The sequence below is a fragment of the Candidatus Peregrinibacteria bacterium genome, from assembly GCA_016699145.1.
GTDB lineage: Bacteria > Patescibacteriota > Gracilibacteria > UBA1369 > 2-02-FULL-48-14.
In genome coordinates, this window is record CP064962.1 from 895,674 (window position 1) to 922,647 (window position 26,974).

Genomic DNA, 26,974 nt, shown 5'->3' on the forward strand with positions numbered 1-26,974 from the left:
GAGGGATTCAATACTATGCTTTCTTCCCGTGCAGAGCAAGAAACTGAGTGGGAGTGTAGGCATGAATCTTCTTGCTTGCAGTGCGATTGAGTTGTGTATCCCAAGAAATAAGAGGCACCTCTTCTGCTTCCGCCATCACTGCAATGATGCTATCCGCGGTTTTGAGGTCATAGTGAGCGTGAGAAGCAAAATAATGAGCCGAGAATTCCGCCTCAAGAGGGATCACTCGCAGCAATTGTCTCTGAGAGAGTTGCAGCAGATGCCCCAAAACACTCTGTTCAATATCCAAATTTCCACTTCTTCGAAAGCACGCATGAATGATTTCAAACAAGGCAGAAATAGGTAGAGCGAGTCGATACTGTTCTTGGAAAATGCATCGGAAGAAATCTTTACTCTCATTGCAGTATCTCTCACTAAGGAAGAAGGAGGAAACGTAGACTGAAGAATCAACAAGAATTTCTTTCATATTCAGCGAAGTGAGCGGATGAGATCTACGGCACTGAAGGGTTCACTCGGGAATCCTTTTTTTGGGTTGGTCAAGAAGTCAAAAGCATCAGCACGGACTTTTTTGGGAATAGCTTTAGCCCTAGCTTCTCGGGTTTCATAGTCCTCATAATTCATAAGCACCGCCACCGGCTTGGCTCTCAAAAAAACAACGATGGGCTCTTTTGACATTTTCACTTTCTTCATAAGTCGGATTGTATTTTTACGCAGGTCTGAAACAGTACAAGTAACCATAGAGTAATAAAAAAGTAACTCTAAAGTAACACATCCCCACGCAAAAATCAAAGCACTTCATACGCCACACGCACGTGATCTTTGTCTTGTTTGACCTTGCGAATCTTCACAGCGCCAATATCTGCGAGCTGCCTCACGTGGGTGCCTCCACAGGGCATTGCAAATTCTTCGCCATAGTGCACGAGCCTCAAGGGTTTTTCGGGCGCAATCGGTGGGACTTCGTAACCTCGTGCCACCAGCTCTCCGGCGGGCAAAAATTCAATCCAGGTCTGAGCATTGTCAAAAATCACCTCGGCGCAGCTCGCTTCAATGCGGGCACGCAAGTCTTCTGCATCGCCTTCAATTGCACCCACGTATTCATCATAAGGCCCCTCTGGAAAGTGATAGCCCTTGAAGGGTTTCCACGTAAGCCCAAGCCGTTTTAAGGCCATGTCCACCACGTGCCCCGCCGAGTGCAAGCGACTGTGCAGAGCTCGTCGCGCAGGGTCCACCCGCAATCGCACCCGTTCCCCCACCTCAAAACCACCCGATTCAAAGTGTCCACCATGGTTCACCACGCCTTCCGTAAAACGCACCTCTTCCACACGAAACATGCCCCGCGCACTTTCCATCACACCTTGATCAAAGGGCTGGCCCCCGCCTTGCGCATAAAATAAAGTTTGATCCAAAATCACAATGGTTTTGTCTTCCAGCGGAATCACCGCTTCTACCGTGGCTTCCCCTTCGAGTTGCCACATCTGTTCCATGTAAAGGAGATGAGAGGTATTCATAAATTTAAGTTAAAAATTTCTGACAAGCACTTGCAAATCATATTTACAAGAAAAAAGGATTTGTAAAATAAGTAATGTCAGTAAAAATTAACAACAAAGTATGCGCGGCCAGCTTGAAAAACTCGGGTTCAATCCAAAGGAAGTGGAGGTCTATCTGGCTCTCCTCGAATTTGGCACTCAGCCCGCATCCGTCATCGCCAAGAAGACTAAAATCCCCCGCCCCACGGTGCTTTTTTTATTTGAAAACTTACTCAAAAAAGCCTACATCCGCAAAACTCAGCGCAGTCGCACACAGTACTTTTATGCCGATCCCGCCGATCTCCAAACCGCCAAAACCCTTGAACTTGAAAAAGCCAAAGGAGCGCTCGAAGAAGCCATCCCGCTCCTTAAAGAATTCAAAAATCCCTTCACGTCTCAACCCAAAGTCACCTTTTTTGAAGGCCTGGATGGCTGTCGCCGTGCCTATTCGCTGCTTTTAGAATCCACCACCGAAGTGCTCGAATTTGCGCCGCACGACGACTTGCGCAAAATGGGCGACGATTTCATGGAAGCATTCATGACCGAGCGTGCCCGCCGCAAAATCCTCATCAAACCCATTTGCCCGCGCAACAAAACCCACATCCACTACAAAAAACTGGATAAAAAACACCACCGTAAAATCAAAATGTTCGATCCTAAAAAAGGCACCATTTACTCCTCCATCACCGTTTTTGAAGACAAAGTGCTCCTTTTAAATCTTTATCAAGACGCTTTCGCCATCCTCATTCAAAACAAACAAGTGGCCGAAACGCTCAAGACGCTCCACAACATGATTTGGGCTGCTTTGTAGGGCTAGCCTAAAAAGACCCCAGTTTTTTCAGTTGCCTGAATGAGAAGAGGGAGGGTTGGCGTTTTGGAGGGGCATGAAATTGGAGTGACTGTAGAGAATTCTGGAGAAAAGTTATGAAAGATTCCAGGTTAAAGGTGAGTGATTTCTTTGCAATGAACCCCTTGTAGTTGGAAACAACAGAAGTAACCAGACTGTGAGTGAGAGCTTGGACTTTCCTAAACATAAGAACAGAGAGGTTCATTGCAAATTGAGTCAGAGCAATCAAATTGATAAACTTTTTCAGGCTAAGCACACGGATTTTCTCCAACTGGAACTTTTGCTTCACTCTCTTAAAACTCTTTTCAATTCCCCATCTTTCCAGATACAAATTCACAATCTGCTCTGCAGTATATGAATCCTTGAGTGAGTAGATGAGCCTTATGGGTTCTTTCCCTTCCAGATGGTTCCGTATGAGCAGATTGTGGCAAAGATCCCCAAGCACTTTTCCATTTTTCATCAAAAACACTTCGTAGCTTCCTTCAGGCAACTCTTTCACAGAAATCAAGACCCCAGTTTCCTTAAGCACAACCGTTCTGTTTTCCCTTACTCTTGCGATAAATTGCACTTTTAAGACCTGACGAAGATCTCTAAAAAGTTTCTCATCGTCGTTGCCACGATCAAAGACAAAAATGCCTTTATGATCAAAAACCTGGGTGAGTTCCTCCAAAATAGCCTTCCTAACCTGTCCCAAGAACTCTTTATCATTGTGATGAAAACGCAGTTTTAGGAGCAGATTGTTCACGCCCACTCCATGCAAAAGAAAACCAGGTTCAATGCTCCCTTCACTCGAATCATATACTTGTGACAATTTCTCCATCTTCTTTGCGGAAGGTTTGGAAAGATCTACGAGATCATAAGCACTCACTGTGTTTTTTACGAATTTCAGAAGCTACAGCTCTTACTGAGAAATCCTCCACTTTCTTCTGTAAATCAACATTCCCAAGATGATGAGAGTACTTGTTCCCTTGCTTCTTTGCTGAAACCTCTTTGTTTTGGGCTAAATGCCGAAGTATAGGGGTGGCTTCTACGAAAAGTCCTCTAAGTACTTCAGCCAAGGCCTTCTTCTGTGGCAGGGTTAAACCTGTAAATATACTTCGGCATTTATTTGTAATGAAATCTTGGATATATTTGTTCATGGCTAAAATCTGTTATTTTTTAAAGGTGGTTCTTCAAAATTTAACACCCATTTTAGCCTTACCCTAAAACAAAATCTCCAATTCACTCTCTTAAAACTGGGGTCTTTTTAGGGCTAGCCTATTGACTGAAAGTTAAAATATATCTAGACTCCAGCCTTTAAAAAGCGAGCGCACCATGGAAGGTATACCTGAAAGACAAGAAGATGCAAAGCAAGATGGAGCTTTGTCACAGCTCTATCTGCCCAGCATTCCCAATTATTTGAGCGCTACAGTAGTCCACTTACTCGATCCCTTTGCAAAAGGTATTCCTGCAGATGATGTGTTAGGAATGGGTCAAGTGTTAGGACCCACTCTCATCACAAGAATGAAAATTGAAGAACTAGGCATCTACCTTCAAAATGCTTTGAATATAGGCCCAAGTGACCTCCAGCCCAAAATAAAAAGTGTTGCAGATCTTTTGAGAAAAATAAGAAATCCTTATTTCGAACAAAGAGGTGGAAACTTTGTAGTCAACACTAGGGAGTTGCCAGAATTTACTGAGGAAGATGTAAAAACCGTTGTACGCAGAGCTGGCCTCACATGGCTAAGAGACCAGTTTCAGGAAAGAGTCGCAGCGAGTGTAGCAGATATCCATGAAGAAATTCCCTTACGCAGAGCAGAACAAGCTATTTTGGAAAAACTCTTAATCGCAGGAGGTAAAAAAGTAAAATTTCAAAATCTCGAAAATCCAGACCATGATTTGGATGAAATCTTAACAAACTTGCGACGTAAGTTGGACACTCACTTTGGGATTAAAACACTCCCAGCCAGTGCAAAAAGTGTTAAGGCAGATGACTCACTGCTAGAACTATTAGACATTCCGAGTTTAGGAGAGATTTCAAGCGATCATCGGATTGCTTTTGGTGATGAATTGCCGGTTCCTGCGCTCATTCTTGCAGAAAAAATGCCTTTTGATAGAAATGTAGGCGTACCTAGAAATGGAAGAAAGCAGGTGGATTACATCAGTCTAACGGAAAGAGCAGACGCCATTGACGCCATTCTTCATCATCTTTTATCTTTGAGAAATCTGGGCATCGATAGCCTGAGCGGCACAATTAGAGCACTTAAAAGCGGGCAAAGGTTTCTGAGGCCAAAAGAAGTTTCTCCGCTCCAGTCAGTCACACAAAGCGTAGACGTTGTCCGGCCAGCCCTTCCTACCGTAGTTGTGGTTCGCAGAAATGCAGCAAATAATGCTGCAAAATAAAAGCAGTCCTACTGAAAGGGGTGGATGAGGCCTACGTCTCTGATCAAACTTTCTACGAATTTGATTTTGCAACGAGCAGTGAGTGGTAAATCGTGAAAGTAGATCCGCAGTTGTCCCATTTATTAATCCATCATCTCATCCATTCCATCATGGGAGACATCATTTCGTCCATACCCCGATAAGCGATGGCCGACGTTAGGAGCAATCCAAGAATGCTCACAACCAAACTCACCCACAGGATGGTCTTAAGACTTTCCTTGTTGGCAAAACGGATGAGCCAAACCACTCCTGCGGCAAAAGCAAAAAGAAATAAAAAGGCGAAGAAAAAGTGGATATGGATCCATACGGCGTAAGAAGAAGATGCGTACATCATATAAAAGGGGTTAAGAAATCAGTTTTAAGGTTGAAAGTACCACTCAGGCTCAAAACGAACCTCCTTAACTTCAGAAAACTGGCTCGCAGTTCTTTCAATTTGCATCCACAGTACGCTCACTCTACAAGATCCACCACTCGTCTTATTCAGCGGATCGTCGAAGGTAAGAGTAAGCACTCCTCGTTTCAAATCTGTACCGACGAGTTCCAAACCAGCCAAAGGATACTCTGTGCCAATCCCTCTATCTTGCTCCTCTTCCGTCAGTCCTCCTTGGATGAGAAGTTGGAGCGTATCTTCAATAAGGGTTTCAGAATTTGGAATGATGCGCTCCACCGGCTCAAGTCCCTGCTCACTGCACATTAAATTCCCTTCCTCATCAGTGTCTTTCTCCTCATTATAGTAATAAAGTTCAACAGTTTGATTTTCCGCAACACAGTTAAAGCAAATAAAGAAGTGGAAGGCTAAAACAAGAACGGTAAGAGTAATAAGACCGATAAGAAAAATGGTTTTATTCAATGTGAATAGGTTTATTCATGCTTTCTTAAATCTCTATAAATACCTTACTCCCTAAAAGGTGCCTTGCATAATCCCAAAGGCAAATCCAGCCACAAAGAGAAAATTTTGATGACACCTTCTAGAGGCTATCTCAAAAAAAAGGAAAGGACAAGAACGCAGAGGATTTTAAGCTTTTGTAAGCAAAATAATCCAGTTCTTGCCTTTAAGAGTGGAAGGATAGGCACGAAATCAGTGCCGTCCTAAGCACTCTGGTCTTTTTTTGAGATAGCCTCTAAACTTGCATGTGTTCTACTAAGATAGAGACTGAATAAAGAATCATGCACCTTGCCATTTGGCTCATTTTCATTTTTCTAGGCCTAAGCTCTTTTTTAGGCTGGCTCCTTGTCGTGCACAATGTGAAAAAGTTCACAAGCTTCCAAAACGACACCTTTTTCAAAGTGAGAGCAGATCAAAGAACATCACTCCGAGCCATTCTTTTCTTGTATGGCTTCGGCACGCTCGCCATTTTATTCCTTATTTTTGGATTTTTATATTTGAGATATGGCTTCTGAAAATCAACAAGATGAAAAATTAGTAGAGCTTGTCAAAAAACATTGGATGTATTTATTCAGGCCGCTCTCTTTGTATTCATTAGGATGGGGCCTTTGCCTCACATTTTTTATTTTTGCAGACGCACTTTTCTTAGAATGGCATAACGCAAGCATGCTGTTTCTTTTGCTCGCTTTTCTACCCCTTTTGGTTGGACATCATTGGTTTTTCTTTTACCTCTTGAGCCGTGAACTATCTCTGATTGTCATCACAGATAAACAAATTTTAAAGTTTGACTACCTTCCTCTCATCAAAAAAGATTTAGAGCTAGTGGTGGTCCATAACATTGATGAAATTGAAGAAAAACAAGAAGGCATTTTGCAAAATATTTTTCATTATGGAACCGTGCTTATTCAGACTTCATCAGCTCCACTGCCAGTTCTTTTATGCTACATTCCTCATCCGACGGGGTTCATTCGAAAAATAAGGGCTTTAAAATAATTTCACCATTTCATCCAATGACAAAATCCTCTAAATTTTTTCTCTTCCTCTTACGCATCAGCCTAGGTTGGATGTACCTCTACGCAGGGCTGACAAAACTTCTAGACCCCACATGGACTTCTCATGGGTACTTGGAAGGAGCGAAAGGCCTGAGTGGTTTTTATAACTGGCTGGCAACGCCCTCCGTGCTGCCAGTGGTGGATTTTATGAACGAATGGGGTCTTACTCTCCTGGGCGTTTCACTCATTCTGGGAATCTTTGTTAGACTCAGTGGTGTCTTAGGAGCTCTGCTCATGCTCCTCTACTACTTGGCATTGGGCTTCCCTTATCCAAATGAGCACGCACTGATTGTGGATGAACACATCATTTATATTTTTGCGCTCCTTTATTTAGCGGCCATTCAAGCTGGACGCACTTGGGGGCTTGATGAGTGGTGCAGCCGGTTGCCCATATGTAAGCGCTTTCCGAAAGTCAGGATTATTTTAGGTTGAACTTACTCCCTCCAGTCCTTGGAACTTGACTCGAATACCCCACTGGGGTATTCTCGGAACATGAGAAAAGACATCAAGACTAAAGCCGTCCGCCGTCTCAAGATCATTGAAGGGCAGATCCGTGGCCTTCAAAAAATGGTGGAGGATGAAAGTTACTGTGTAAACATCATCACCCAAGCCAGCGCAATTAAAGAAGCTCTTTCTGGCGTGGAAGACTTGGTTTTAGAAAACCACCTCTCCACTCACGTTATTGAGCAGATGAAAAGCGGGAAAGAAGAACAAGCTGTGGATGAGATACTGAAGGTTTACAAACTCGCCCAAAGGAAAAAATAACCAATAGAGTATGGAAACAGCAAGCTTCAAGATTGAAGGGATGACATGTGCTTCTTGTGTAAGCCACATTGAACACGACCTCAAGAAAACGAAAGGGGTGCATCACGTGATGGTAAATTTTGCGATGGAACAAGCTGCTATCCACTACGACCCCGCACAGGTTTCTGAAAAAGAGCTGATCGAAGTCATTAAGAGAACGGGCTACAAAGCGGACCCTCTTGAATCCAAAGACCATCATGACCCTCATTCTGGTCACGAAGATCACTCTGCCCATGCAGGTGCCGAGAGTTCCGAGCAAGTTATAAAAAGAAGAAGCCTATTCATCCTTTCCGCAGTCTTGAGCGTTCCTCTGCTTCTCATGAGTTTCTTCATCAACTGGAAGTTTGAGCACCATGCCATGCTCGTTCTCGCAGCGAGTATTTTGCTCGTGGGGAAAGAGTTTTTCGTTTGGCTCTAGGAACGGGAGCCGCCTTCATTTACTCGATCTATAGCCTCTTCTTCACCAATTCCATGGAAGAGTACTTCATGGACACCGCCATCATCACGACGTTTATTCTTCTGGGCCGTTATTTAGAAGCCCTAGCAAAAGGAAGAGCCAGTGCAGCCATTCAAAAACTCTTGGCTCTTTCAGCAAAGGTGGCGCATCGAATCCATGGAAAAGAAACGGAGGACGTACCTGTGGATGAAATTAAAGAAGGTGACATTCTTTTGGTAAAACCGGGCGAGAAGATCCCCGTGGATGGAGTGATTGTACAAGGCGAAGCAACGCTTGATGAGTCGATGGTTACAGGCGAAAGCATCCCCGTGGATAAAACGGTAGGAAGTCGAGTGATCGGCGCCACCGTGAACGGGAACACCCCCTTCCAAATGAGGGCTGAAAAGGTAGGGAAAGAAACTTTGCTCGCTCACATTGTTGAACTCGTACAGCAAGCGCAGATGTCCAAAGCGCCCATTCAAAAGTTGGTGGATCTTATTTCAGGGTATTTTGTGTGGGCAGTGATGGCGATTGCACTGGGAACCTTGATTTTTTGGATTGTGCTCACAAAAGAGGGGCCACAGGCGATTCTAGCCACCGTAACGGTGCTTATTATTGCATGCCCCTGTGCCCTCGGTCTTGCGACTCCAATCTCAATCATGGTGGGCAGTGGCAAAGGGGCATCCTTGGGAATTTTGCTCAAAAATATGGAGAGTTTGGAAACGGTGCATAAGGTGGATGCGATTGTGTTCGATAAAACAGGCACCTTAACAAGAGGCAAGCCTGAAGTCAGGGAGTGGGAATCGGTGGACGGTGAAGAGAAGCACAACCTAGCCCTCGCACTGGCGATTGAGACTCAAAGTGAACATCCACTTGCCGAGAGCATTGTGAACTTTGTACATGCTCAAAAGGACATTCCCCTCCTCCAAATGAGCAAGGTGAAAGCCATTACGGGAAAAGGCATTGAAGGAACTCACGACGGCAAAGTTTATATATTGGGCAGCATGAAGTATTTGAAGGAACGCGGGCTGTATAATGGCGCTCTAAAAGGCCTACCCAAAGGACACACCATTCTTGGACTGGCGGATGAAAAGAACCTCCTCGCCTATTTTGCAGTTCAAGACCCCTTGAAGGAAAATTCAAAGGAAGCTATAGAGCGTTTGAAGGAACGAGGAGTGCGTACCATTATGCTCACAGGCGACAGTGAAGACGTGGCTCACTCCATCGCAAAACAGGTTGGGATTGATGAGGTTCACGCCGAAGTCTCGCCTGAAGAAAAAGTGGCGCAGGTAAAGGCCCTTCAAGAACACGGGAAGATTGTGGCGATGGTTGGAGATGGCATAAATGACAGCCCCGCACTTGCTCAAGCTGACATTGGGATTGCAATGGGTACAGGGACCGACATTGCGATGGAAAGCGGAGACATTGTGCTCGTTAAGGGAGATCTCATGAAAGCGGTGGAAGCGATGGAACTTTCACAGGCGACGCTCCGTAATATCAAACAGAACCTGTTTTGGGCCTTCTTATACAATGCAATAGGTATCCCTGTAGCGGCTTTAGGATTTCTCAATCCAGCCATTTCAGCGGCAGCAATGGCTTTCTCTTCTATATCTGTAGTTCTAAATGCGCTTCGCTTAAAACGTTTTAAGGCTTAAAGTAAACTCAATGGACAAACTCAGCAAAAAACTCATCCTGGCCCTCATCCTTGCTTTTAGTTTCTTGCAACTCAGTTTTGCATTTTTAATGCACATTCACGCTGATTCAATGGGAAACTGTGTCATGAACACGCATTGTGTTTTTGAGTCTTATGTGGACGAAACGGATGCCGTGATTTTTACTCCCTTGCTGTTCATAGCGCCTATCCTGTCCTTCTTTTTCATAGCCAAACCAAGCGGTTTCCGTCATTCCTTTCTTTACTCTTCCCCACCTCTTCAAAGGCGACAGTTCCTAAAAGGCATCATTCAGCGGGAGTGAAAGGCAGCTTTGCCTTTATTCCTAATGCTTTTTAATGATGAAAAAACTCTCTATATTTTTAAGCCTTTTTACTCTCATTTTGAGTGCGTGCAACACTTCCGCAGAAGTAAGTATTTCTCATGCCCACGGGCTAGCGGTGGATTCGCAAAACTCAAACCGTGTCTTAATCGCTACCCACCAAGGATTGCTGAGTTGGGAGGATGGAATCCTTTCCCAAGTGGGAACCAGTCAAAGCGACCTCATGGGCTTTACCCCTCATCCATCACAAGAGAACACCTATTATTCAAGCGGACATCCTCAAATGGGGAGCAATCTTGGTTTCCAAAAGACCAGTGACGGAGGAGAGAATTGGGAGCTCATCTCGCTCGGAAGTGACGGGCCTGTGGATTTCCATGCAATGACGATCAATTCAAAAGACCCAAATGTGGTTTATGGCTGGTATCACGGCGCTTTACAACGAAGTTTAGATGGTGGGGGTACTTGGGAAGTTTTGAATACCACCTTGAGTGAGGTCATTACTTTGAATGGGACGGCAGACGATCCATCAACGGTTTATGCAGGAACTTCGCAAGGGCTACTTGTAAGCACAGACAAAGGGGAAACGTGGGGTCTTCTAAGCGAAGACCTAATGGGCAGCGTTGTGATTGCCCTTGCCGTCAACCCTACCGATTCAATGGAAATGCTTTCTTTTTCAGGCCGTCTAGGCCTGGCAAAGAGCACCGATGGCGGAAAAACTTGGAATTCAAGTGATGCAGAATTTGGTCAAGATTTCCCTTTGTACATTGCATATAGCAAAACAGAGCCGAGTACCATTTATCTCCTCACTAAAGAGAATAAACTCTACCGAAGTGTCGACGGTGGAGACACATGGAATCCGCTTGAATCCTAACTCACAGAACATGAAAAAAATAATAGCACTCAGCAGTGCAATTCTTATGGTGATTGGCCTCAGCTTAATGAACTTAGGCTCCAACATAGCTTACTCTGAAAACATTGCAGCCGATCCCTCAGATCTCCCCGCTCCCCTTACCCGAACAGAGCCGCAAACCGTCGAGATTGAACTTGAAGCCAAGGAGGTACGATCTGAAATCGCAGAGGGTGCCACCTACTCTTATTGGACTTTCGATGGCCAAGTGCCAGGGCCTTTCTTGCGTGTTCGCCAAGGAGACACCATCAAGCTCACGCTCACAAATAATGAGGCAAATGAAAACCATCACAGCATTGATCTTCACGCCGTAACAGGGCCAGGAGGTGGAGCGGAAGCAACGACTGTGAAGCCTGGCGAATCCAAAACAGTAACCTTTAAGGCTCTCAACCCTGGCCTCTTTGTTTACCACTGTGCCCATCCCAGTGCGGCGGTTCATATGTCTCATGGGATGTATGGCCTAATTTTGGTAGAACCTGAAGGGGGACTTCCACCCGTCGATCACGAGTTCTACGTCATGCAGGGCGAGTTCTACTCAAACGAGAAGAATCTCAATGAGCCAAAGTACATTGTCTTCAATGGGAAGGGCGAATCCTTAGATGGCAAGATGATCGTCAGCGTGAACGATACGGTGCGCATTTACATGGGCAACGGCGGGGTGAACTTTATTTCTTCCTTTCATATTGTGGGTGAAATCTTTGACCAGGTTTATCCTGAAGCATCAATAGGCAACGAAACCCACAAGAATATACAAACCACCCTTGTCCCAGCAGGAGGAGCCACGATTGTGGAGTTCACAGCAGAAATGCCTGGGGATTACTTTCTGGTCGATCATGCTCTCGCTCGTATCAGCAAAGGAGCCATAGGCACATTGACTGTGCTAGGCGAAGAAAATCATGCTATATTTGAGGGCGAGGAGGCCCACGGCCACAATCATTAATTTTTAAACCTTATATCTTATGAAAAACTTTACACTTCTTTCTTCTGTTCTTGCAGCCTCCCTACTCTTGGCAGCCTGTGAAACCGAGTCCCGTGACGATGACAGGATGATGGACAACGATTCTTCGATGATGGATCACGGCGATGAAGACATGGATCACATGATGGGAAACGGAATGATGATGGATGACGACATGATGGGGATGATGATTCGAAATGATGAAGACTTTCTTTCAATGATGATCCCTCACCATCAGGAAGCCATTGATACGGCAAAAGTCATTTTGGAGAAGTCTGAAAATGCCGAGCTAAAAGCTTTAGCTCAAGCCATTGTGGATGCTCAAACTGCTGAAATCACTCAAATGGAAGACTGGGGAAAAGAGTGGTTTGGAACAGAATTCAAAGCAAGCGATGATTATGAAGAGATGATGCCTGATCTCTCAGTCCTAGAAGGTGAAGAACTCGATCAAGCCTTTATTGAAGGCATGATTGAGCACCATCAAATGGCTATCATGATGGCCATGCGACTCCAAATGATCACCGAACGTCAGGAACTTAAAGACATGGCTGATGCGATCATCGATGCCCAAAGTGCTGAAATCGATATGATGGAAGGCTGGTTGAACTAATGAGCAGTAAAATGGGATAGGGGTAGGAACTCTTACCCCTATCCGCTATTTCGCAGTTAAAACATGAGAGGTTTACTTATAACATTTCTCATCACCCTGGCATTTGTAGCAGCTTGTTCTACCGAACCACCAAGCCCTGTACAAGAAATAGATACGTTGGAAGAGCCGAAAGAGGAACTGGAAGTAGTCTTTCAAGAGACCCCAAAAGCAGATGAGGTAAAGGAAGCAGTCGTGGGTGAAAGTGAAGACAGAGCCGAACCTGTGAATTGCGATCACAATGTGGAATGCTTTATCAATGGAATAAAGCAAGATCAGCCCACCTACTATTGGGGCGAAGGATTATCGGAGCCCATGCCTGGGGTGAGTCATTGGACACCAGAAAACTGGACTTACACGCCTCATGAAGATGCTTCCTACACCTTGCTTATCGTCTCCAACTACAACGCCGCTCCCCAATTTGCAGAGGGTTGGTTTGAGAGCTATGCAAGGAGCGAATCCGCACCAGACGAAATTCGGAGCCTAGTAGCTGAATTGGATGCAGCTCAGTATCCTACAGAAGAAGAGTTGGCTCAGATGGACGAAGAAGTGCGATCAGCCATTGAGGAACAAATAGAGAGTGGCAAAAGCGCTTCCGAAATAGCTTGGGAACAAGCCACCTATACACAGGAGTATTATCTAAGTTCAATGATCCCCATGGGTTCCATGACTTACACTTGCAGCTCCACAAACAAAACTGCCCTCCTCGAGGCGCTCAACCGTTTAGGCGAATCTCCGGTCTTATCACCAGGAAACCTAAACTTTTTAGAATGCACAGGTGAGATGAATTTTTGAGACTTCTTTGTCTTATACCTATGAAACCACCCCGTGTCTTATTGATCCCTACCTTACTCGTTTGCCTGTGGGCCCTTGTCCATTCCGTTGTCATCATTGTGGATGGCCTTGCTGATGAACTTGCTAAAGTGGATGTGATTGTTGTTTTAGGAAACCAAGTGAATGACGATGGCAGTCCGTCTGAACGATTAAAAAGCCGTCTAGATAGGGCTGCAGAATTGTATAATGAAGGTTATACCGAATGCATTCTGTTGAGTGGCGGGATTGATCCAAACAACGGGCGCATTGAGGCAGACGATATGGCCAGCTATCTGGAGTCTGTTGGAATACCCCGCACCGATATGATTTGGGACAATAAGGGATTGGATACTTTTGGGACTGCCATGAGCATGAAACAGTTTATGGAATGGTATGACTGGGACTCGGTTCTCGTTGTTTCCAATTATTACCACATTCCTCGAATAAAACTTGCGTTCAAACAGGCTGGAATTGAGAACGTTTATTCTGCTCATGCAAAAATGTTCCCTGAATTAAGAGATCTCTATTCGATTCCACGGGAGTTTGTAGCGTATTATTACTATCTGTTCCGATCTTACAAAGAGTCTAAACCTATTTATGAAACGGCTACTTTCAGCTTGGAATATCCCGCCGATTGGACCTCTTTGACCGAGGGCAACAGGAGCTCTTTTGTTGGTTCTGAAGCTGATGGATCTCCGACTTTCGAGCATTTTACAGGTGATTCATTTGAGGCTCCTGTTTGGAAAAACTTGGAAACCGAGTTTTATATTAATGCCCAAGGTCTAACTTGGACTATCCACTATAACAAGTTGGACGACGAGTTTATTTCCAGTTTGGGGAGCGAATATCCAGATAGTTTTAGATTTGTCACTACTAATACTGAAGACGAATCATTAAGTGGGTTTTTCATTTATAGTTATGATGAAGAGCTTTATCCTGAAGCAGTTGACCAACTGAAAGGAATTCTAGATTCTTACATGAAAAAGTAGCGAGACTCACATCGTGAACACAGATTATTACGCTGCAGATCTACTTTTCAGAGCACACCATCCAGCTGATTCTCAGGAATGAGTTGAACTTTTCTAAGGTTCTTCGAGCCATTCAGGTCGGGCCTAGTACCCCAGCCTCAAGTCCTGTAGAATAGAGGCATGTACAACTGGAATACCAACACAGTGGCTCTAAAGAAAGATCCAGAAAAATTCAAGATATGGAGTCTAGAACAGGCCATCAATTTTGGTTTAAATGGAGAGAAAATAAACAAGAAGGAACTAAAGAAATATTTCTCAAAACTTAAGCTAGATCCATCGCGAGCAAAATTCATTCAATTGCTAATCAATGGAAAAAATTCTCACTGAACGACAGGTTGCTCTACTTGAAGAAATAGGTCGACAAGCTTTTTTATCAAAGAATTTTTATTTGAGCGGAGGCACAGCGCTGGCAGGTTTTTACCTCTTCCACCGCTATTCCGAAGACTTGGACTTTTTCTCAGAAAATGAGATCGATCCCCTGCAGATCAACATCTTTTTTAAAAGCATACAGAAGACGTTCAAAATCAAAAAAATCGATTACGAACAAAGCTACAATCGAAATCTATTCTTTCTCCATTTTGACGATGAAATTTTGAAGACGGAATTCACTTACTATCCCTTCCCCAGGATTAAAGAAGGTCAGCAAAAATTCGGAATTTCCATCGACAGTCTTCTAGATATCGCCGTAAACAAATTGTTCACTATTTATCAACGCTGCAAAGCCCGAGATTACATTGACCTCTATTGTATCTGTAAAAAAGAACAACTTTCAATAAGTGACTTGATTCAAACGGCAAAAATAAAATTCGACTGGCACATCGATCCCATCCAACTTGGCACCCAATTCATCAAATCCACGCAGGCCGAAGATCACCCTCATATGATTCAGGAACTGGACGAAAAAAATTGGCAAAACTTTTTTATTGAAGAAGCGCAGAAATTTGGACCAGATATTTTGAAATAAAGTGGTATGCCACTCGGATCTACGACCCTCGCCTACCTAGATTATAAGTGAGTGCCATCAAAATACAGTGCTCCAGTTCTTTCACGGGGATTTTCTCTGATTCATCAAAAACAATAGCCCTATTCCCCTGGTAGCGTAACTGCGGATAAATCTCTCTAAATGTGGAAATAAGGCTCGTTTGGCAATGGAAATAAATAGCGTACTGATTTGTGCCTTTCATCTGATCAATTCGAATAATACTCCCACTTTTTGACTGACTTGTAAGATAGCTGGGCTGATTCCATCTTAAAGTTTCTTCCAGGTCTCCCACGCCCTTTGTTTTGGAAGCAATGTCAAAAATCAACTGACGAAGAGTGAGTAGCGGGCTTCTTAAGTTTTTTGGATAAGCCTCGAAAATGGCAGCAACTTCTGGATTTTTAAAATGAAGAGACATCTTTTAATCCTTCGAAGGGAAAGCATTATGACCATAAGACTTTCTATCTTGTATGCGGCCATCTTTTCCGTGAATAACGAGTTCAGTTTTTTCATTTTGAGCAAGCTTCACAGCATAGATTTTGGCCTCGACCTTATTGTCAAAGATCTTAGAAGCTCTGACGGCAAGTGCCCTCTTGACCACCCATTTTCCTTCATTAGGAGCCAAGTGGTACATTTTTTTACCTGCTTGAACGGCAGCCACATAAGATCTTATCTGGATATTCTCAGTTTTTTTTCTAATTAAAAGAATCTTTTTCATAAATTAAACTTTTCTTGTGATATCAACGATTTCTTCTTCACTATATTGAGAGTTCCTTAAAAAATTCAATCATCCCTTCAAAATCCTCCAAGTGAGCGGCTACAAACTCAGTTTTACCAGAAGCACTTCCGCCAGACATGAGTATGACTTCAACGTCAGAACTCCCTTTGAGTTTTTCAGAAAATTCCTGGTCAGCAATTTTTGAAGATTCCAAGTGAAATGATTCCACTTTGACCGGATCGTAGCCACTCAAATTCTTTTTTGCATTATCTGGAGATATGATTATTGGTACCATAATATAGAAAATACACTCATTTAAAACCCACGTCCTGAAAAAAAGCTGAATCTTTTCATGTTACTTCAAACAGTTAATCCACCAAGTCCAAAATCCAAATGGCACCGTGATCATTTCCAAGATCACCATCGGAACGTGCCCCCACCACGATGGAATTCGTTTCAGGACCGGCAGCAATGGACAAGCCAAATTCATCGTATGGCCATCTGTAGACCTCTGATAAATCCAATTTTTGATAACTTTTCAAAGTGCCGTCGCGATCCATGAAGTAAATCCACAAACCACGGACTGCTTCGGTGCTGCCATTGCTCGTCCCCAAAACCAAATCGTTGTTACCATCTCCATTCAGATCACCCATATTTGCAATGGAATCACCGAAGTGATCACTGGAAGGTGCTACAAAACTTCTATTCTCGTTATTGATCAAAGAATAAGAACGCACCGTCCCATTTGAATTCATGAATAAGATCCACGTGGTTCCTCCCGTAAAGCCTAGGGCATTAGCACTGGAAGTGACGGCAATATCAAGTACTCCATCCCGATTCAAATCACCGGCCGAGCTAATCGCATTACCAAAGTGATCCTCTTCATCCAGGGGGCCATCAAAACCACCTTGATTGTCGCCAACCTTTTGACTGCTTTTAACCGTTCCATCTTGATTCATGAACAAAATCCAAAAAGCCCCGATGTTGGACTGCCCCGTAGCTTTGTCTCGCACACTCACGGCTATGTCTATGACTCCATCTCCGTTGAGGTCTCCAATGTTCGCAAGCGCTTCACCAAAGTAGTCCCCCAAAGCCAGTACATTCCCTAAGCCGCCATACGTATTGCTGATTTTCTGCTGATCTTTCACCGTACCGTCTTCGTTCAAGAAGAGAATCCAAATCGCTCCCGCACCAGACGCACCATCGTTGTCCACCTGCACACCCACTGCTAGATCTTCTACCCCATCTCCATTCAAGTCCCCCAAGCCAGCTAAAGAAACACCAAAACTAGCATAATTCCCAATGCGTGGAACAAACCCTCCTTCGGTGTCGCTGATTTTCTGCTGATCTTTCACCGTTCTATCCGAATTCATAAAAAGAATCCACACCCCTCCCCGTGATTCTCCACCGTCATCCCCTCGCTCACCCACGGCAAGATCCTCTACTCCGTCGTTATCCAAATCGCCGATCGTTGTCACCGATTGGCCAAGATGACTACGCTCTCCCAATTCTCCGTCAAAACCACCGATAAGGTCATTGATTTTTTGCTGTTCGCCAAGCTCAAAAGTCGCTTCAAGCGCACTCACTTCCAAGTTGAGGTTCTCATCCAAGGTAATGTGGTAGCCTGTGGGCCAGAAATCAGGAGGATCTTTGAGGATGCAATGAAGATCAAACTGGATCACTTCCACGCTTTCTATGGAACGGACACTGCCTTCGTTGCCGCTGCACTGCTCCAAGTTCTTCACATCCATGAATTCCATCTCTTCATCAAACAAATACAACTGAAGTTCGCCATCCACAGCAGCAGCAAAAAGGAAGTAAGTACTAGCGACGCAATGGTAGGCATACTCTACAGAGAGCCCACTTTCTGAAATGTATTCTTGAAACTGCTGAAAAGCTTCCATGTCTTGAGCGGCACTCGTAGAAGCATAACAGCGTTGACTAGGGATTTTGAAGGTTTCTGAACGATATTCATCCCTCAAATAAGGGTCAAACTCATCCCATTCATTCTCAGTGACCAAAAACGCTCGGTAAATCATTTCTGCGGCAGAGCCACGATTCATGTCCATTGCGGGATGAAAGAAGAAAGAATCTTCATCCAATAAATTCAGATTATCCAGCAAGCTTAAATGCGGTGCGTACCAAGCCTTAGGGTCAGCATCCGCCCAATTACCAAAGGAATGTTCCAAAGAGTAATAATCGTAGCTGTCTAAATACTCCGTCCATGCTGTCTCTTCAAACAAAGCGTTTTCAATGATCTTAGCTGCCTCCACTTTATTGACCTCGTTACCAGGCCGATAATAGCCATCGGGATAACCCTCAATCCACCCCTGCTCTTTTCCATAGCAAACGTAGGGTGCAAACCACTCTTCTTTCACATCTGGGAAACAATTCAAATATTCAGACGAGTCAAATTCAAGATCCAATGTTTCCACAATGATTTTTACAAGTTCCGCACGGTTGACGCTGGAATCGGGTCGGAAGGTGCCATCTGAATATCCTTCTATAACATCGTAATAGCCCAAATGCTCAATCGCTTCGTGATTCTCGTGGTTTGAGTCGACATCTGAAAAAGAGACCCATGCAGCGTCGACATGGTTTGACATTAACCAAAGGCTGAGCCCTAAACCCAAAACAAAGGTAAAACTTTTCTTAATACACATTGGGTCGAAGTAAAAAACTAAACAGGCCCAATATAACACAGCCAAAGATTCAGAGGTATCTCACTCTTAGCAATCACTATTCCTCTATCTCTTCCAATCCATTACTGGATTACTCGGTCATCGTTTTCAATTTTTAACCTGATGGCGGGCCATTCGGGTCTACTACCCTTTAAGTGGTCTCATTTTAGTGTTTCTTGCCGTGAGACACAATTGTCGTGTTTCAGGCTAAATGAGACATTTGAGACAGTATAAAAAGGGGCAGATTAAATCACCTCCACTCTAGTTTCCTGGAGTTCGATGTGAGAACCGGACCGGGTTTGGTTTTTGCATTCTTGGACCACGTATATTCAGCTCTAAACTTTCTCCTGCTGCTAATGTTTGAACAATATCGAAGTGAGTTGAGAGTACTTCTCTCGTCACCCCTTCTACGATATCTACTCCCGCTCGGGATCTAAATACAGTTGAATCTCTATCATTTCGGTTGCATTCAAAAATATAGATTTCACGAGTGCCATCATCTTTAATATTGGACATCGAACCTGGACGTACACCTGGCTCTAGTACTCCAATCTCTCTCCAGTTTCCTCCCGCAGAAATTTCAACGTGTAAGGGCATAACAAATGGTTTAGATGGCAATCGTACCCCAATTTAAATAAATGTCAACTTATTGATTGACAATATAGAGATTATATTGTAGCATTCATACTATTAATCTGTTCTATGCCTACACCTGCTACCGCACTACAACCCTTTGAAGCACCTGAATACGAGCAAATCAAATCCCCTTTTCAAAAAGCAGTTGAAGAATGGTTTGCAAGAATGGGAGCTAGTTGGAAACATTTAATCATTGACCCTAATAATCCTGGCCTTCAAGGGAGAATGGCTTTCGACCCGCAAGCAATAGAACAGTTTTTACAGGATCAATTTCACGAATTTTGGAAGTCCCTTTCAGAACAGCAGAAACAAATCTTTGGCCGTAACAATGATAGAATGGGGTGGAGGCTTTTCTTCATTGAAACAGCCACTACTATGTTCAATATCACACTCATGCATGGTATCGAGAGAGGAGTGATTGCTCATCCAGATGGAAAAATCACTGGAACAGAAAGAGCGGGAATGCCAGGTTCTCTTGAAAACGACACTGCTCGAGCTAGGGGGTCTATGATGTTCGCCTTGGGAAATGCTCTTGCCGAACGTTTGAAGAATTCTTCTTCAGGTGATGCAGAAGAAGATAAACAATTCATGGATGCCCTAATGGACTATCTTGGTTTGGATATAGACCGTGCGAATGCTTTGATGTCTAGAGTCTTGGATCACCATGGAATCCCAAATATTCACAAGGCTCAACACCATTATGGTGCTCTTCTCAAGACCGCTCTTCTTCAGTGTCATGGAAGTATGCATCCTTACTGGCGAACAACTCCCGAGGAAGTCATCCCTGATCAAATGCAAAAATATAGGTGGCCAGCAGCTTATTGCCAGTTGCCACTTTTAGATGTGGTACTGGGAGATTCTCTTTGGTTTTATGATCCAGTAAACATCAGAGCATTTCACGACGATTTAAAGGCTCGTCACCCAGAAACCGAGGAAGACCCTTTTGGACCCAACATTGAAGCTCGTTGCCAGCAAGGACAAAGAATCATTGACGCACTGCAAGCTTTCCGAGCACGACTTCTCGGTGGCGCTCCCCAGATTGCTGGAGGTGCACAACGTTTGTTGGTCGATTAACAGTATTTCATAAAAACGAGCTTATGTCTGGGTTAGCGAGACCACTAGCGTCTGAAGGAGAGAACGACCAGTTCCAACCATTGAATGGTGGTGCTGTCGATCGTCAGCAAGGCCCAGCCGTTTCTGTTGAGCAAGACATTGGTTTGAGGGCCGTTCAGGCTTTAGACCCGACCAGGGTGAAATATCAGAATTGCATCGACACCGCTTTTCTGGAGCCTGAAACCGTGCCTTCTTTGGAAGAAGTGAGACGTAAAACAAGAGAATTGAACCCCGATCAGACCGATGAGAAACTTTTCACTGCTCGAACCTGGGATGTAGGGCGTTTTGAAGAAACCAATTTACCCGTTGTTGCAGGTCAACTGAAGGATAAAGAAGCATTCGGTGTTCAAAGAGCCATGCGAATCCTCGATCTACCAATCAAGATGCCGGGGCAAGGATGGAAAATCCCAGAGGAATTGGCTCAATTCCAGGAAGCCATTGCCCTCGCTGTGGCTCAAGAACGCATGGTCAATCCTGACTTTGATGACGACTACTACGCTTACATCATTGTAGATCAAAAGGTGGTTCAACCTGGGCAGAATCAACGCAGAGCAGGGTATCACAGTGACGCTTTTGTGACGGGAGACACGGAACTTGAAGTGGATGGTGAAGAAGCTTCTCGCAAAGTTGATCGCACCTATATTGTTTACGACACTTTGCCCACGGGATTCATCCCTGGACCGATGCCTCTCGACTGTGACCCAGAGGACTGTGAACAGGTTTTGGAAAGTTTTGCCGAGCGTTCTCAAGATCAAAACCCACGGCTCTATCCGACTCATACCGTTTTACGTTTGGATCCTTACGATCTGCACACCTCCCGCACCAATGAGACCGAAGATCCTATCCTACGTACTTTTGTGAAAATTTCTTTCAGTAAATCGGTTTACAACCGTGAAGGCAATGATGTGAATCCTCACTTCAACTACAACTGGACGCTGGTGCCTCGTGACCCTGCCAAGCGTGAACATCGAAATCATATTATTGGTGCAGATCGAGTCGATAGAGATCAGTTCTTGGCCATTGATCCTAAGAGCATCGATTTTGAAAATGATGAAATCCCTTGGATAGAACCTGGCGTTTTCACTGCCCACAAAACAGAAGGAGTACACGCAGTGCCTGCGATTCCAGGTGAGAAACTCGAGACCAAGGTGGGAAATTTCCTTGTCACAGTCAACACCGCTAAGGAAGGATATTGGAAAGTGACCACCAGCCAAGGGGATGAGTACTTCTTGGACGGAAAACGCTTCCATGACAACTACGAAAATGAGCCTGATGCAAAAGGTATTTGCCTGCCTAAAGGCATGCCACGAAAAATGGTAAAACTCTCTAGAGATGTCTGTTTCGTGGCTCCCTGGGGAGGCATGCAATATGTTCCGAAAGGAGGTGTACTTGTCGTCTCAGATAAGTACGACATTTACGGAATTCATCCCAGTAACTTCGAGGCCTCTTTTGCGAGAGCTTAATGTCTACGCTACATCTGCAGATTTATCCCAATGCCCCTTCCCCCTAGGTAGTACGGTCATCGTTTTCAATTTTTAACCTGATGGCGGGCCATTCGGGTCTACTACCCTTTAGACGGTCTAATTCTAGTGTCTCTTGCCGTGAGACACAAATGTAGCGTTTCAGGCTAAACGAGACACTTGAGACAGTATAAAAAGGGGCCGAGCGCGAGGGGTGTTGACGAAAGCAAAAATTATATTGAGCCTGCGAGGCTCACCGCTGTCTAAACGCGATCCGCTTTCAAGGCTTCACGGATAATTCCGATAGACGAATGTAGCACAAAAACCGCAATTCCTAACCCAACGAGAATGTCGGGGATCATGGAATTGAAGTAAGCAACCAAAAGGCCAGCCACGATCACACTCACATTCCCAAAAACATCGTTGCGAGAACAGATCCAAGCAGACTTCATGTTGAGATCACTAGACTTGTACCTGGACAGCACATACAGACAAAGAGCATTCGCAAGAAGGGCCACTCCCCCAATGATAGAAATGGTTTCGGCCGTAGGGAGAACGGGATGAATGATTTTAATCACTGTGGCAAAAACGACATAAATGCCTAAAAGACTCATCACGATTCCTTTCAACAAGGAGGCACGAGCCTTTGCCTTATCGTTTCGAAAGACTACAAAGAGACTGATGCCATAGACAAAAGTGTCCGCGAGCATATCCAAGGAGTCCGCTGTGAGTGCATTGGAATGTGACAAAAATCCAGCAATTGCCTCCACGAAGAACATGACCAAGTTCACCAAAAGGACAAACACGAAAACATTCCGCAATTTTTTGTTGTGGCGGTTCTTGAGGTCGACGTTTTCGGCGGCGCAGCAGCAGTCAGCCATAGGCAAGCATTCTAGTTCAGCACCCTAGAATTTCAAAACCAAAAGAGTAAGCTATCCCCGATGAAAGACCACGACCACTCCACTAGCAACATCAAGACCGCCTTCCTTCTGAACCTCTTTTTCACGGCCTTTGAAGTGGTGGGAGGAATTTTAACAAACAGCACCGCCATCCTCTCGGATGCGCTCCACGATTTTGGAGACTCTATTTCTTTGGGTCTATCGCTCTACTTGGAGAAAAAAGCACAAAAAGACCGTAACGCCACATTCTCCTATGGTTTCAAACGCCTTTCCCTTTTAAGCGGACTCATCAGCAGTCTCATCCTTACCACTGGCTCCATCTTCATTCTATCTGAAGCCATTCCACGAATCATGAATCCCGAGCACGCCAATGCGAAGGGCATGTTGGGTCTAGCCATCGTGGGCATCCTGGTCAACGGGTTCGCGGCCCTACGCACAAGAAGTGGAAAAACGGTGAACGAGGAGGTGGTCACGTGGCATCTCCTGGAAGACATGCTGGGTTGGATCGCCGTCTTCGTGACCAGTTTGGTGATGCTCTTCTTCGATCTTCACATTCTTGATCCCCTCCTGTCGGTGGCAATTACGCTCTTTGTGCTGTGGAATGTGCTGAAAAGACTCAAGTACACCCTCAAGCTTTTCTTCAAGCAGTGCCCCACAACCTTTCCATCAGAAACATCGAAAAGAAACTGAAAGGAGTGTCCAGCGTAAAGCTCGTCCACGACACGCATCTGTGGTCCTTGGACGGTGAGAACCATGTTCTATCGACCCACTTAGTCATTCAAAAGAATCTGACCATTTCAGAGGCCTTGGATGTGAAGTGCCGCGCCAAAGAAGTGATACAAAAGATGGGCATCAGTCACGCCACGGTAGAAATAGAGAAGGAAAACGAAAGCTGTAATCTGAAAAACCACTAAAGGTGACCCTACTTCACGCTTTCATTTTAGGGATTGTAGAAGGGTTCACAGAGTTCCTGCCCATCTCCTCCACCGCGCACCTCGCTTTGACGGGGAAGCTCTTAGGCCTTGAGCAAACAGAGTACTTCAAGAGCTTTGAAATCATAATCCAACTGGGAGCCATCTTGGCGGTCATCGCTCTTTATTGGAGAAGCCTACTACAGTGGGAAGTGATCAAGCGGCTCATTGTGGGTTTTATCCCAACGGGAATTTTAGGTCTCTTGTTTTACAAACTGGTGAAACTTTATTTGCTCGAAAGTTTTCCAGTGATGCTCACCGCTCTGCTTGTGGGAGGCATTTTGCTGATCGTCTTTGAGAAAACCCACACAGAAAAGAAAGGTGAAGTCAAAGGGGTGGCCGCCATTCCCTACAAAACATGCCTCTACATAGGCCTATTCCAATCCTTAGCCATGATTCCTGGCGTTTCTCGCTCCGCTGCCACGATTGTAGGAGGCCTCTTGCTGGGACTTCAAAAGAGAACGATTGTGGAGTTCTCCTTCCTCCTCGCAGTGCCCACCATGCTCGCAGCCAGCTCTTTGGATATTTATAAGAATGCTCAAAGCTTCACGAGTGACCAAACGGTGCTTCTCAGTGTTGGGTTCGTAACTTCATTTGTTATGGCCCTCGTGAGCATCAAATTCTTGCTCGCCACCGTGCGGAGACAAACCTTCAGTGCGTTTGGTTTCTATAGGATTGGGATTGCTTCCGTCTTTTTCGTTCTCTTCGCCCTTGGGTTTTAGGAGCCAGAATGTACCTCCAGAGTCACCTTTGCGCTAAAGAAAATGATCAGAACAATCACAAGTCCAGCCAGGTCTTCCACGCGTCCATAGCCATAGGTGAAGCGTGAAGTGGCCTTCTTTCGGGCAAACAAAAAAGCGATCCCCAGTGGAATGGCTGTCGCAGCATCACCAAAGTTGTGAATGGTGTCAGCGAGCAGAGCCACACTTCCTGAAAAGATCACCACAACCACTTGAATGAGTGCGGTGATGGCAAGACCCACAAAAGACCACTTGATGGCCCACAGTCCACGGGCGGATGTCGTAATGGAAGCATCCACCACTCCATGGGTATGATCGTGGGAAAATTCTTGGAGATTGCTGTGTTTGTGCATCTGATTATTAAGGTACAATAGCCTCATACTGATGTAAACAAGCCAAGAATCTTAGTATGGAGATACCATTAGAAAAAACCCAGCAACATTTTAGGGGAATTGACGCACTCCGCGGGACTGCCGTACTTGGAATGATTATTTTTCATTTCTTTTTCATCCTAGATTTTCTTGATGTTCTAAATCAACAAATGTACGGCGGAGGGTGGCTTATACTTGCTCGATTTGTGCAGTTTGCCTTTCTGGGACTGGTGGGAGTTTCACTAGCACTCAGTAAGAAGGACAGTAATGAACAATTCTTCCGAGGGATTAAAATTTTAGGCTTGGGACTCCTTGTAACACTGACAACTTATATTTTTATTCCAGGGCACTTCGTTCTCTTTGGAATCCTCCACTTGATTGGGACCTGCATTATTGTGCTTACTCCTCTGCGCAAACACCCCTATATCGCTCTGGCTTTTGGCATCTGTATAATTGTGCTCAGTAAATACATCACTACTCTGCGGATAGATTTTGAGCCGTTCTATATTTTGGGTTTACAAACGCCTGTGACCGTAAGCGCCATTGATTATTTTCCTATTTTCCCATGGATCGGTGTGGTACTTCTGGGTGTTTTCGTTGGGTGCTTTCTAAAAAATAAAATGCCAGGCCAGCCAACCGCTATGTCAAAATACTTTAAACCGCTCCTATTCTTAGGGAGGAGATCGCTCTTAATTTATATGATTCATGTGCCTCTCATCATCGCCATTTTAATTCTGACCAATGTGCTTGAACTCGGTCAGATAACTCCTTAGGGGGGTGTTTCACTCGTGCTATGTTCTTGACCACCACTCCATGGGTGTGGTCGTGGGAAGTCTCCGCTGAATGGTGGTGTTCGTGCATAGCTAAGAGTAGACGACGTACAGAATAATGAGGATCAGCAAGGGGTAGGCGAACAACAGCTGCGGCCTGAAACACTGCCACGGACTGAAGCGTCCTTCGTGTGTTTTCATGTACTGATAGATGTGCCCAAACTCCTGAACAAATGCCCCCACCAGAACTAGACTAAGGCTCTTCTCTAAAATGCCAAGACCAACGAGGGCGAACCCAAGCACATGGATGAGCTTATTCAACACTCCAGTGTGGCACTCCACGAATTTCTTCCATTGGGCTTTGATCATGGACGCACTATACACCGCACTGCAACCGCGTGAATTACGAAACGCCGTGCACTTCTTGGTCGACATTGTAAGGCTTTGCCTTGACGGACCAAGGGCATATAGGGTATAGGGGTATTGGCTATTAATCCATTCTATGGTCAACCAAAGTATTAAAAAGCGAGCGTTGCATCGCGCTAAGATCCTTAAAGGTCAGCTCGAGGCACTCATGCGAAGCATCGAAAGTGAGGAGTATTGTACTTCACTGCTTCATCAATCCTACTCCATCCAAAATTCGCTCAAAAGTTTAGACAAACTACTTTTGGAGAATCATCTGGGTTCTCACGTCAGGCACCAAATGCAGGACCCGGCGCAGCAAGAAAAAGCAATTAAAGAGCTGATTGAAGTTTATACCTCGTCACATCGTTAGGTTCATCATTTACCCCTTCGTTATGCTAAATCAAAAATTCAAGACGAAAGTCGTACACCGGTAAACGAATGTATTGAGACGGTACTTATCCAATAAACAACAAAACCATGGAAAATTCATCCTGTTGCAGCCCAAAAAATTCATCTCCAGTTAAGGACGTAGTTTGTGGCATGGAGCTCACTCCAACAGAAGACACGCTCCAAGTTGCGCACAAAGGAAGCATCTACTATTTCTGCAATGCGGCGTGCAAGGATCAATTTGCCGCTGATCCAGGAAAATACCTTAGTTAATCATTTAACTTAATCATTTAACTTAATCATATGAAACCATCAAAATTAATGCATCTCATCAGTATTGTAGTGGGCTTCGCTGGGGTCATCACCTTCTTAGCCGCCATGTTCGGGGGAGCCGACAACCTGGTATTTGGCGTCACAAAGGCTGACGCTTTGTTCTGCACTGCCATTCTTATCCTCATCGCAATTTGGACTCAAATTGCCACCATTCATCACATGATGCTCGAGAAGCGAGGAGAGCTTATTTAATTT

The 26,974-nt window shown here is 44.7% G+C and carries 36 protein-coding genes and 1 pseudogene; 22 read left to right on the forward strand and 15 right to left on the reverse strand.

What is annotated here, in order from left to right; genetic code table 11:
- Positions 1 to 13: 13 nt before the first annotated feature.
- The 3 genes from IPG41_05050 to IPG41_05060 are packed head-to-tail and all read right to left on the reverse strand — an operon-like array spanning position 14 to position 1,508.
- Positions 14 to 466 carry a PIN domain-containing protein gene (locus IPG41_05050; GenBank protein ID QQR54531.1) on the reverse strand — a complete coding sequence of 151 codons (453 nt, stop codon included), beginning with the start codon at positions 464 to 466 and terminating at the stop codon, positions 14 to 16.
- 2 nt (positions 467 to 468) lie between these two features.
- A complete protein-coding gene (locus IPG41_05055; protein QQR54532.1) occupies positions 469 to 738 on the reverse strand; it encodes a type II toxin-antitoxin system Phd/YefM family antitoxin in 270 nt (89 codons plus the stop codon).
- A 47-nt stretch (positions 739 to 785) separates the two neighbouring features.
- Positions 786 to 1,508, reverse strand: coding sequence for a hypothetical protein (locus IPG41_05060; GenBank protein ID QQR54533.1), 723 nt, complete (start codon positions 1,506 to 1,508; stop codon positions 786 to 788).
- A gap of 100 nt (positions 1,509 to 1,608) precedes the next feature.
- Here IPG41_05060 and IPG41_05065 point away from each other — a divergent pair, with 100 nt between their 5' ends.
- Positions 1,609 to 2,337, forward strand: a complete 729-nt coding sequence (locus tag IPG41_05065) for a hypothetical protein (protein ID QQR54534.1) — start codon at positions 1,609 to 1,611, stop codon at positions 2,335 to 2,337.
- Positions 2,338 to 2,344: 7 nt separating this feature from the next.
- Here IPG41_05065 and IPG41_05070 read toward each other — a convergent pair whose 3' ends face one another.
- Together IPG41_05070 and IPG41_05075 are read right to left on the reverse strand one after the other, a co-directional pair.
- Positions 2,345 to 3,241 carry a transposase gene (locus IPG41_05070; protein ID QQR54535.1) on the reverse strand — a complete coding sequence of 299 codons (897 nt, stop codon included), beginning with the start codon at positions 3,239 to 3,241 and terminating at the stop codon, positions 2,345 to 2,347.
- Positions 3,228 to 3,512: a hypothetical protein gene (locus IPG41_05075; GenBank protein ID QQR54536.1), complete on the reverse strand. Its 285-nt coding sequence runs from the start codon at positions 3,510 to 3,512 to the stop codon at positions 3,228 to 3,230. The genes IPG41_05070 and IPG41_05075 overlap by 14 nt, the downstream gene beginning before the upstream one ends.
- A 175-nt stretch (positions 3,513 to 3,687) precedes the next feature.
- Between IPG41_05075 and IPG41_05080 the strand changes: the two genes are divergently transcribed.
- Positions 3,688 to 4,755 carry a hypothetical protein gene (locus IPG41_05080; GenBank protein ID QQR54537.1) on the forward strand — a complete coding sequence of 356 codons (1,068 nt, stop codon included), beginning with the start codon at positions 3,688 to 3,690 and terminating at the stop codon, positions 4,753 to 4,755.
- 130 nt (positions 4,756 to 4,885) lie between these two features.
- On the opposite strand, the gene IPG41_05085 is transcribed toward IPG41_05080, so the two are convergent.
- Positions 4,886 to 5,128: a hypothetical protein gene (locus tag IPG41_05085; GenBank protein ID QQR54538.1), complete on the reverse strand. Its 243-nt coding sequence runs from the start codon at positions 5,126 to 5,128 to the stop codon at positions 4,886 to 4,888.
- Positions 5,129 to 5,152: 24 nt separating this feature from the next.
- Positions 5,153 to 5,644 (reverse strand): GerMN domain-containing protein, encoded by a 492-nt coding sequence (locus IPG41_05090; GenBank protein QQR54539.1) that lies wholly within the window; start codon positions 5,642 to 5,644, stop codon positions 5,153 to 5,155.
- Positions 5,645 to 6,184: 540 nt separating this feature from the next.
- Here IPG41_05090 and IPG41_05095 point away from each other — a divergent pair.
- From IPG41_05095 to IPG41_05150, 12 genes are all read left to right on the forward strand, one after another.
- Entirely contained in the window at positions 6,185 to 6,673 is a 489-nt protein-coding gene (locus tag IPG41_05095) for a hypothetical protein (GenBank protein QQR54540.1), read from the forward strand.
- Positions 6,674 to 6,690: 17 nt separating this feature from the next.
- On the forward strand, positions 6,691 to 7,164 hold the full coding sequence (locus IPG41_05100; GenBank protein QQR54541.1) for a DoxX family membrane protein: 474 nt from the start codon (positions 6,691 to 6,693) through the stop codon (positions 7,162 to 7,164).
- Positions 7,165 to 7,224: 60 nt separating this feature from the next.
- On the forward strand, positions 7,225 to 7,497 hold the full coding sequence (locus IPG41_05105; protein ID QQR54542.1) for a metal-sensitive transcriptional regulator: 273 nt from the start codon (positions 7,225 to 7,227) through the stop codon (positions 7,495 to 7,497).
- 10 nt (positions 7,498 to 7,507) lie between these two features.
- Positions 7,508 to 7,954, forward strand: coding sequence for a cation-translocating P-type ATPase (locus IPG41_05110; protein QQR54543.1), 447 nt, complete (start codon positions 7,508 to 7,510; stop codon positions 7,952 to 7,954).
- Positions 7,945 to 9,627: a cadmium-translocating P-type ATPase gene (gene cadA / locus IPG41_05115; GenBank protein QQR54544.1), complete on the forward strand. Its 1,683-nt coding sequence runs from the start codon at positions 7,945 to 7,947 to the stop codon at positions 9,625 to 9,627. The genes IPG41_05110 and cadA overlap by 10 nt, the downstream gene beginning before the upstream one ends.
- A 10-nt stretch (positions 9,628 to 9,637) precedes the next feature.
- Positions 9,638 to 9,946, forward strand: a complete 309-nt coding sequence (locus tag IPG41_05120) for a hypothetical protein (GenBank protein ID QQR54545.1) — start codon at positions 9,638 to 9,640, stop codon at positions 9,944 to 9,946.
- Positions 9,947 to 9,980: 34 nt separating this feature from the next.
- The gene (locus tag IPG41_05125) at positions 9,981 to 10,835 is read left to right on the forward strand and encodes a hypothetical protein (protein ID QQR54546.1); all 855 of its coding nucleotides are present in this window, start codon (positions 9,981 to 9,983) and stop codon (positions 10,833 to 10,835) included.
- 10 nt (positions 10,836 to 10,845) lie between these two features.
- On the forward strand, positions 10,846 to 11,811 hold the full coding sequence (locus tag IPG41_05130) for a multicopper oxidase domain-containing protein (GenBank protein QQR54547.1): 966 nt from the start codon (positions 10,846 to 10,848) through the stop codon (positions 11,809 to 11,811).
- Positions 11,812 to 11,830: 19 nt separating this feature from the next.
- Positions 11,831 to 12,439, forward strand: a complete 609-nt coding sequence (locus IPG41_05135) for a DUF305 domain-containing protein (protein QQR54548.1) — start codon at positions 11,831 to 11,833, stop codon at positions 12,437 to 12,439.
- Between the two features lie 63 nt (positions 12,440 to 12,502).
- Positions 12,503 to 13,270 (forward strand): hypothetical protein, encoded by a 768-nt coding sequence (locus tag IPG41_05140; protein ID QQR54549.1) that lies wholly within the window; start codon positions 12,503 to 12,505, stop codon positions 13,268 to 13,270.
- Between the two features lie 20 nt (positions 13,271 to 13,290).
- Positions 13,291 to 14,277, forward strand: coding sequence for a YdcF family protein (locus tag IPG41_05145; protein ID QQR54550.1), 987 nt, complete (start codon positions 13,291 to 13,293; stop codon positions 14,275 to 14,277).
- A gap of 346 nt (positions 14,278 to 14,623) precedes the next feature.
- A complete protein-coding gene (locus IPG41_05150) occupies positions 14,624 to 15,280 on the forward strand; it encodes a nucleotidyl transferase AbiEii/AbiGii toxin family protein (GenBank protein ID QQR54551.1) in 657 nt (218 codons plus the stop codon).
- A 19-nt stretch (positions 15,281 to 15,299) separates the two neighbouring features.
- Here IPG41_05150 and IPG41_05155 read toward each other — a convergent pair whose 3' ends face one another.
- The 5 genes from IPG41_05155 to IPG41_05175 all read right to left on the reverse strand — a co-directional run bounded on the left by IPG41_05155 (position 15,300) and on the right by IPG41_05175 (position 19,291).
- Positions 15,300 to 15,713, reverse strand: a complete 414-nt coding sequence (locus IPG41_05155) for a DUF1801 domain-containing protein (protein QQR54552.1) — start codon at positions 15,711 to 15,713, stop codon at positions 15,300 to 15,302.
- 3 nt (positions 15,714 to 15,716) lie between these two features.
- The gene (locus tag IPG41_05160) at positions 15,717 to 15,929 is read right to left on the reverse strand and encodes a DUF2188 domain-containing protein (protein QQR55664.1); all 213 of its coding nucleotides are present in this window, start codon (positions 15,927 to 15,929) and stop codon (positions 15,717 to 15,719) included.
- Positions 15,930 to 16,053: 124 nt separating this feature from the next.
- Positions 16,054 to 16,308 carry a hypothetical protein gene (locus tag IPG41_05165; GenBank protein ID QQR54553.1) on the reverse strand — a complete coding sequence of 85 codons (255 nt, stop codon included), beginning with the start codon at positions 16,306 to 16,308 and terminating at the stop codon, positions 16,054 to 16,056.
- A 73-nt stretch (positions 16,309 to 16,381) separates the two neighbouring features.
- Positions 16,382 to 18,619 carry an FG-GAP repeat protein gene (locus IPG41_05170; protein QQR54554.1) on the reverse strand — a complete coding sequence of 746 codons (2,238 nt, stop codon included), beginning with the start codon at positions 18,617 to 18,619 and terminating at the stop codon, positions 16,382 to 16,384.
- Positions 18,620 to 18,955: 336 nt separating this feature from the next.
- On the reverse strand, positions 18,956 to 19,291 hold the full coding sequence (locus tag IPG41_05175; protein ID QQR54555.1) for a hypothetical protein: 336 nt from the start codon (positions 19,289 to 19,291) through the stop codon (positions 18,956 to 18,958).
- Positions 19,292 to 19,396: 105 nt separating this feature from the next.
- On the opposite strand from IPG41_05175, the gene IPG41_05180 reads away from it, so the two are divergent.
- Together IPG41_05180 and IPG41_05185 are read left to right on the forward strand one after the other, a co-directional pair.
- The gene (locus tag IPG41_05180; protein ID QQR54556.1) at positions 19,397 to 20,404 is read left to right on the forward strand and encodes a hypothetical protein; all 1,008 of its coding nucleotides are present in this window, start codon (positions 19,397 to 19,399) and stop codon (positions 20,402 to 20,404) included.
- 23 nt (positions 20,405 to 20,427) lie between these two features.
- The gene (locus tag IPG41_05185; GenBank protein ID QQR54557.1) at positions 20,428 to 21,906 is read left to right on the forward strand and encodes a hypothetical protein; all 1,479 of its coding nucleotides are present in this window, start codon (positions 20,428 to 20,430) and stop codon (positions 21,904 to 21,906) included.
- Between the two features lie 260 nt (positions 21,907 to 22,166).
- On the opposite strand, the gene IPG41_05190 is transcribed toward IPG41_05185, so the two are convergent.
- Complete coding sequence (locus tag IPG41_05190) at positions 22,167 to 22,784, reverse strand: cation transporter (GenBank protein ID QQR54558.1); 618 nt, start codon at positions 22,782 to 22,784, stop codon at positions 22,167 to 22,169.
- A 60-nt stretch (positions 22,785 to 22,844) separates the two neighbouring features.
- On the opposite strand from IPG41_05190, the pseudogene IPG41_05195 reads away from it, so the two are divergent.
- Positions 22,845 to 23,716 (forward strand): annotated as a pseudogene (locus IPG41_05195) (cation transporter).
- A 2-nt stretch (positions 23,717 to 23,718) separates the two neighbouring features.
- The gene (gene uppP / locus IPG41_05200) at positions 23,719 to 24,495 is read left to right on the forward strand and encodes an undecaprenyl-diphosphatase UppP (GenBank protein ID QQR54559.1); all 777 of its coding nucleotides are present in this window, start codon (positions 23,719 to 23,721) and stop codon (positions 24,493 to 24,495) included.
- Here uppP and IPG41_05205 read toward each other — a convergent pair.
- A complete protein-coding gene (locus IPG41_05205) occupies positions 24,492 to 24,893 on the reverse strand; it encodes a cation transporter (protein QQR54560.1) in 402 nt (133 codons plus the stop codon). The genes uppP and IPG41_05205 overlap by 4 nt on opposite strands.
- Before the next feature lie 29 nt (positions 24,894 to 24,922).
- Here IPG41_05205 and IPG41_05210 point away from each other — a divergent pair, with 29 nt between their 5' ends.
- The gene (locus IPG41_05210) at positions 24,923 to 25,657 is read left to right on the forward strand and encodes a DUF1624 domain-containing protein (protein ID QQR54561.1); all 735 of its coding nucleotides are present in this window, start codon (positions 24,923 to 24,925) and stop codon (positions 25,655 to 25,657) included.
- Positions 25,658 to 25,747: 90 nt separating this feature from the next.
- On the opposite strand, the gene IPG41_05215 is transcribed toward IPG41_05210, so the two are convergent.
- Positions 25,748 to 26,023, reverse strand: a complete 276-nt coding sequence (locus IPG41_05215) for a hypothetical protein (GenBank protein ID QQR54562.1) — start codon at positions 26,021 to 26,023, stop codon at positions 25,748 to 25,750.
- A gap of 133 nt (positions 26,024 to 26,156) precedes the next feature.
- Between IPG41_05215 and IPG41_05220 the strand changes: the two genes are divergently transcribed.
- From IPG41_05220 to IPG41_05230, 3 genes are all read left to right on the forward strand, one after another.
- A complete protein-coding gene (locus IPG41_05220; protein ID QQR54563.1) occupies positions 26,157 to 26,429 on the forward strand; it encodes a metal-sensing transcriptional repressor in 273 nt (90 codons plus the stop codon).
- 107 nt (positions 26,430 to 26,536) lie between these two features.
- Positions 26,537 to 26,719 (forward strand): YHS domain-containing protein, encoded by a 183-nt coding sequence (locus IPG41_05225; protein QQR54564.1) that lies wholly within the window; start codon positions 26,537 to 26,539, stop codon positions 26,717 to 26,719.
- A gap of 30 nt (positions 26,720 to 26,749) precedes the next feature.
- Complete coding sequence (locus tag IPG41_05230; GenBank protein QQR54565.1) at positions 26,750 to 26,971, forward strand: hypothetical protein; 222 nt, start codon at positions 26,750 to 26,752, stop codon at positions 26,969 to 26,971.
- Positions 26,972 to 26,974: the final 3 nt, after the last annotated feature.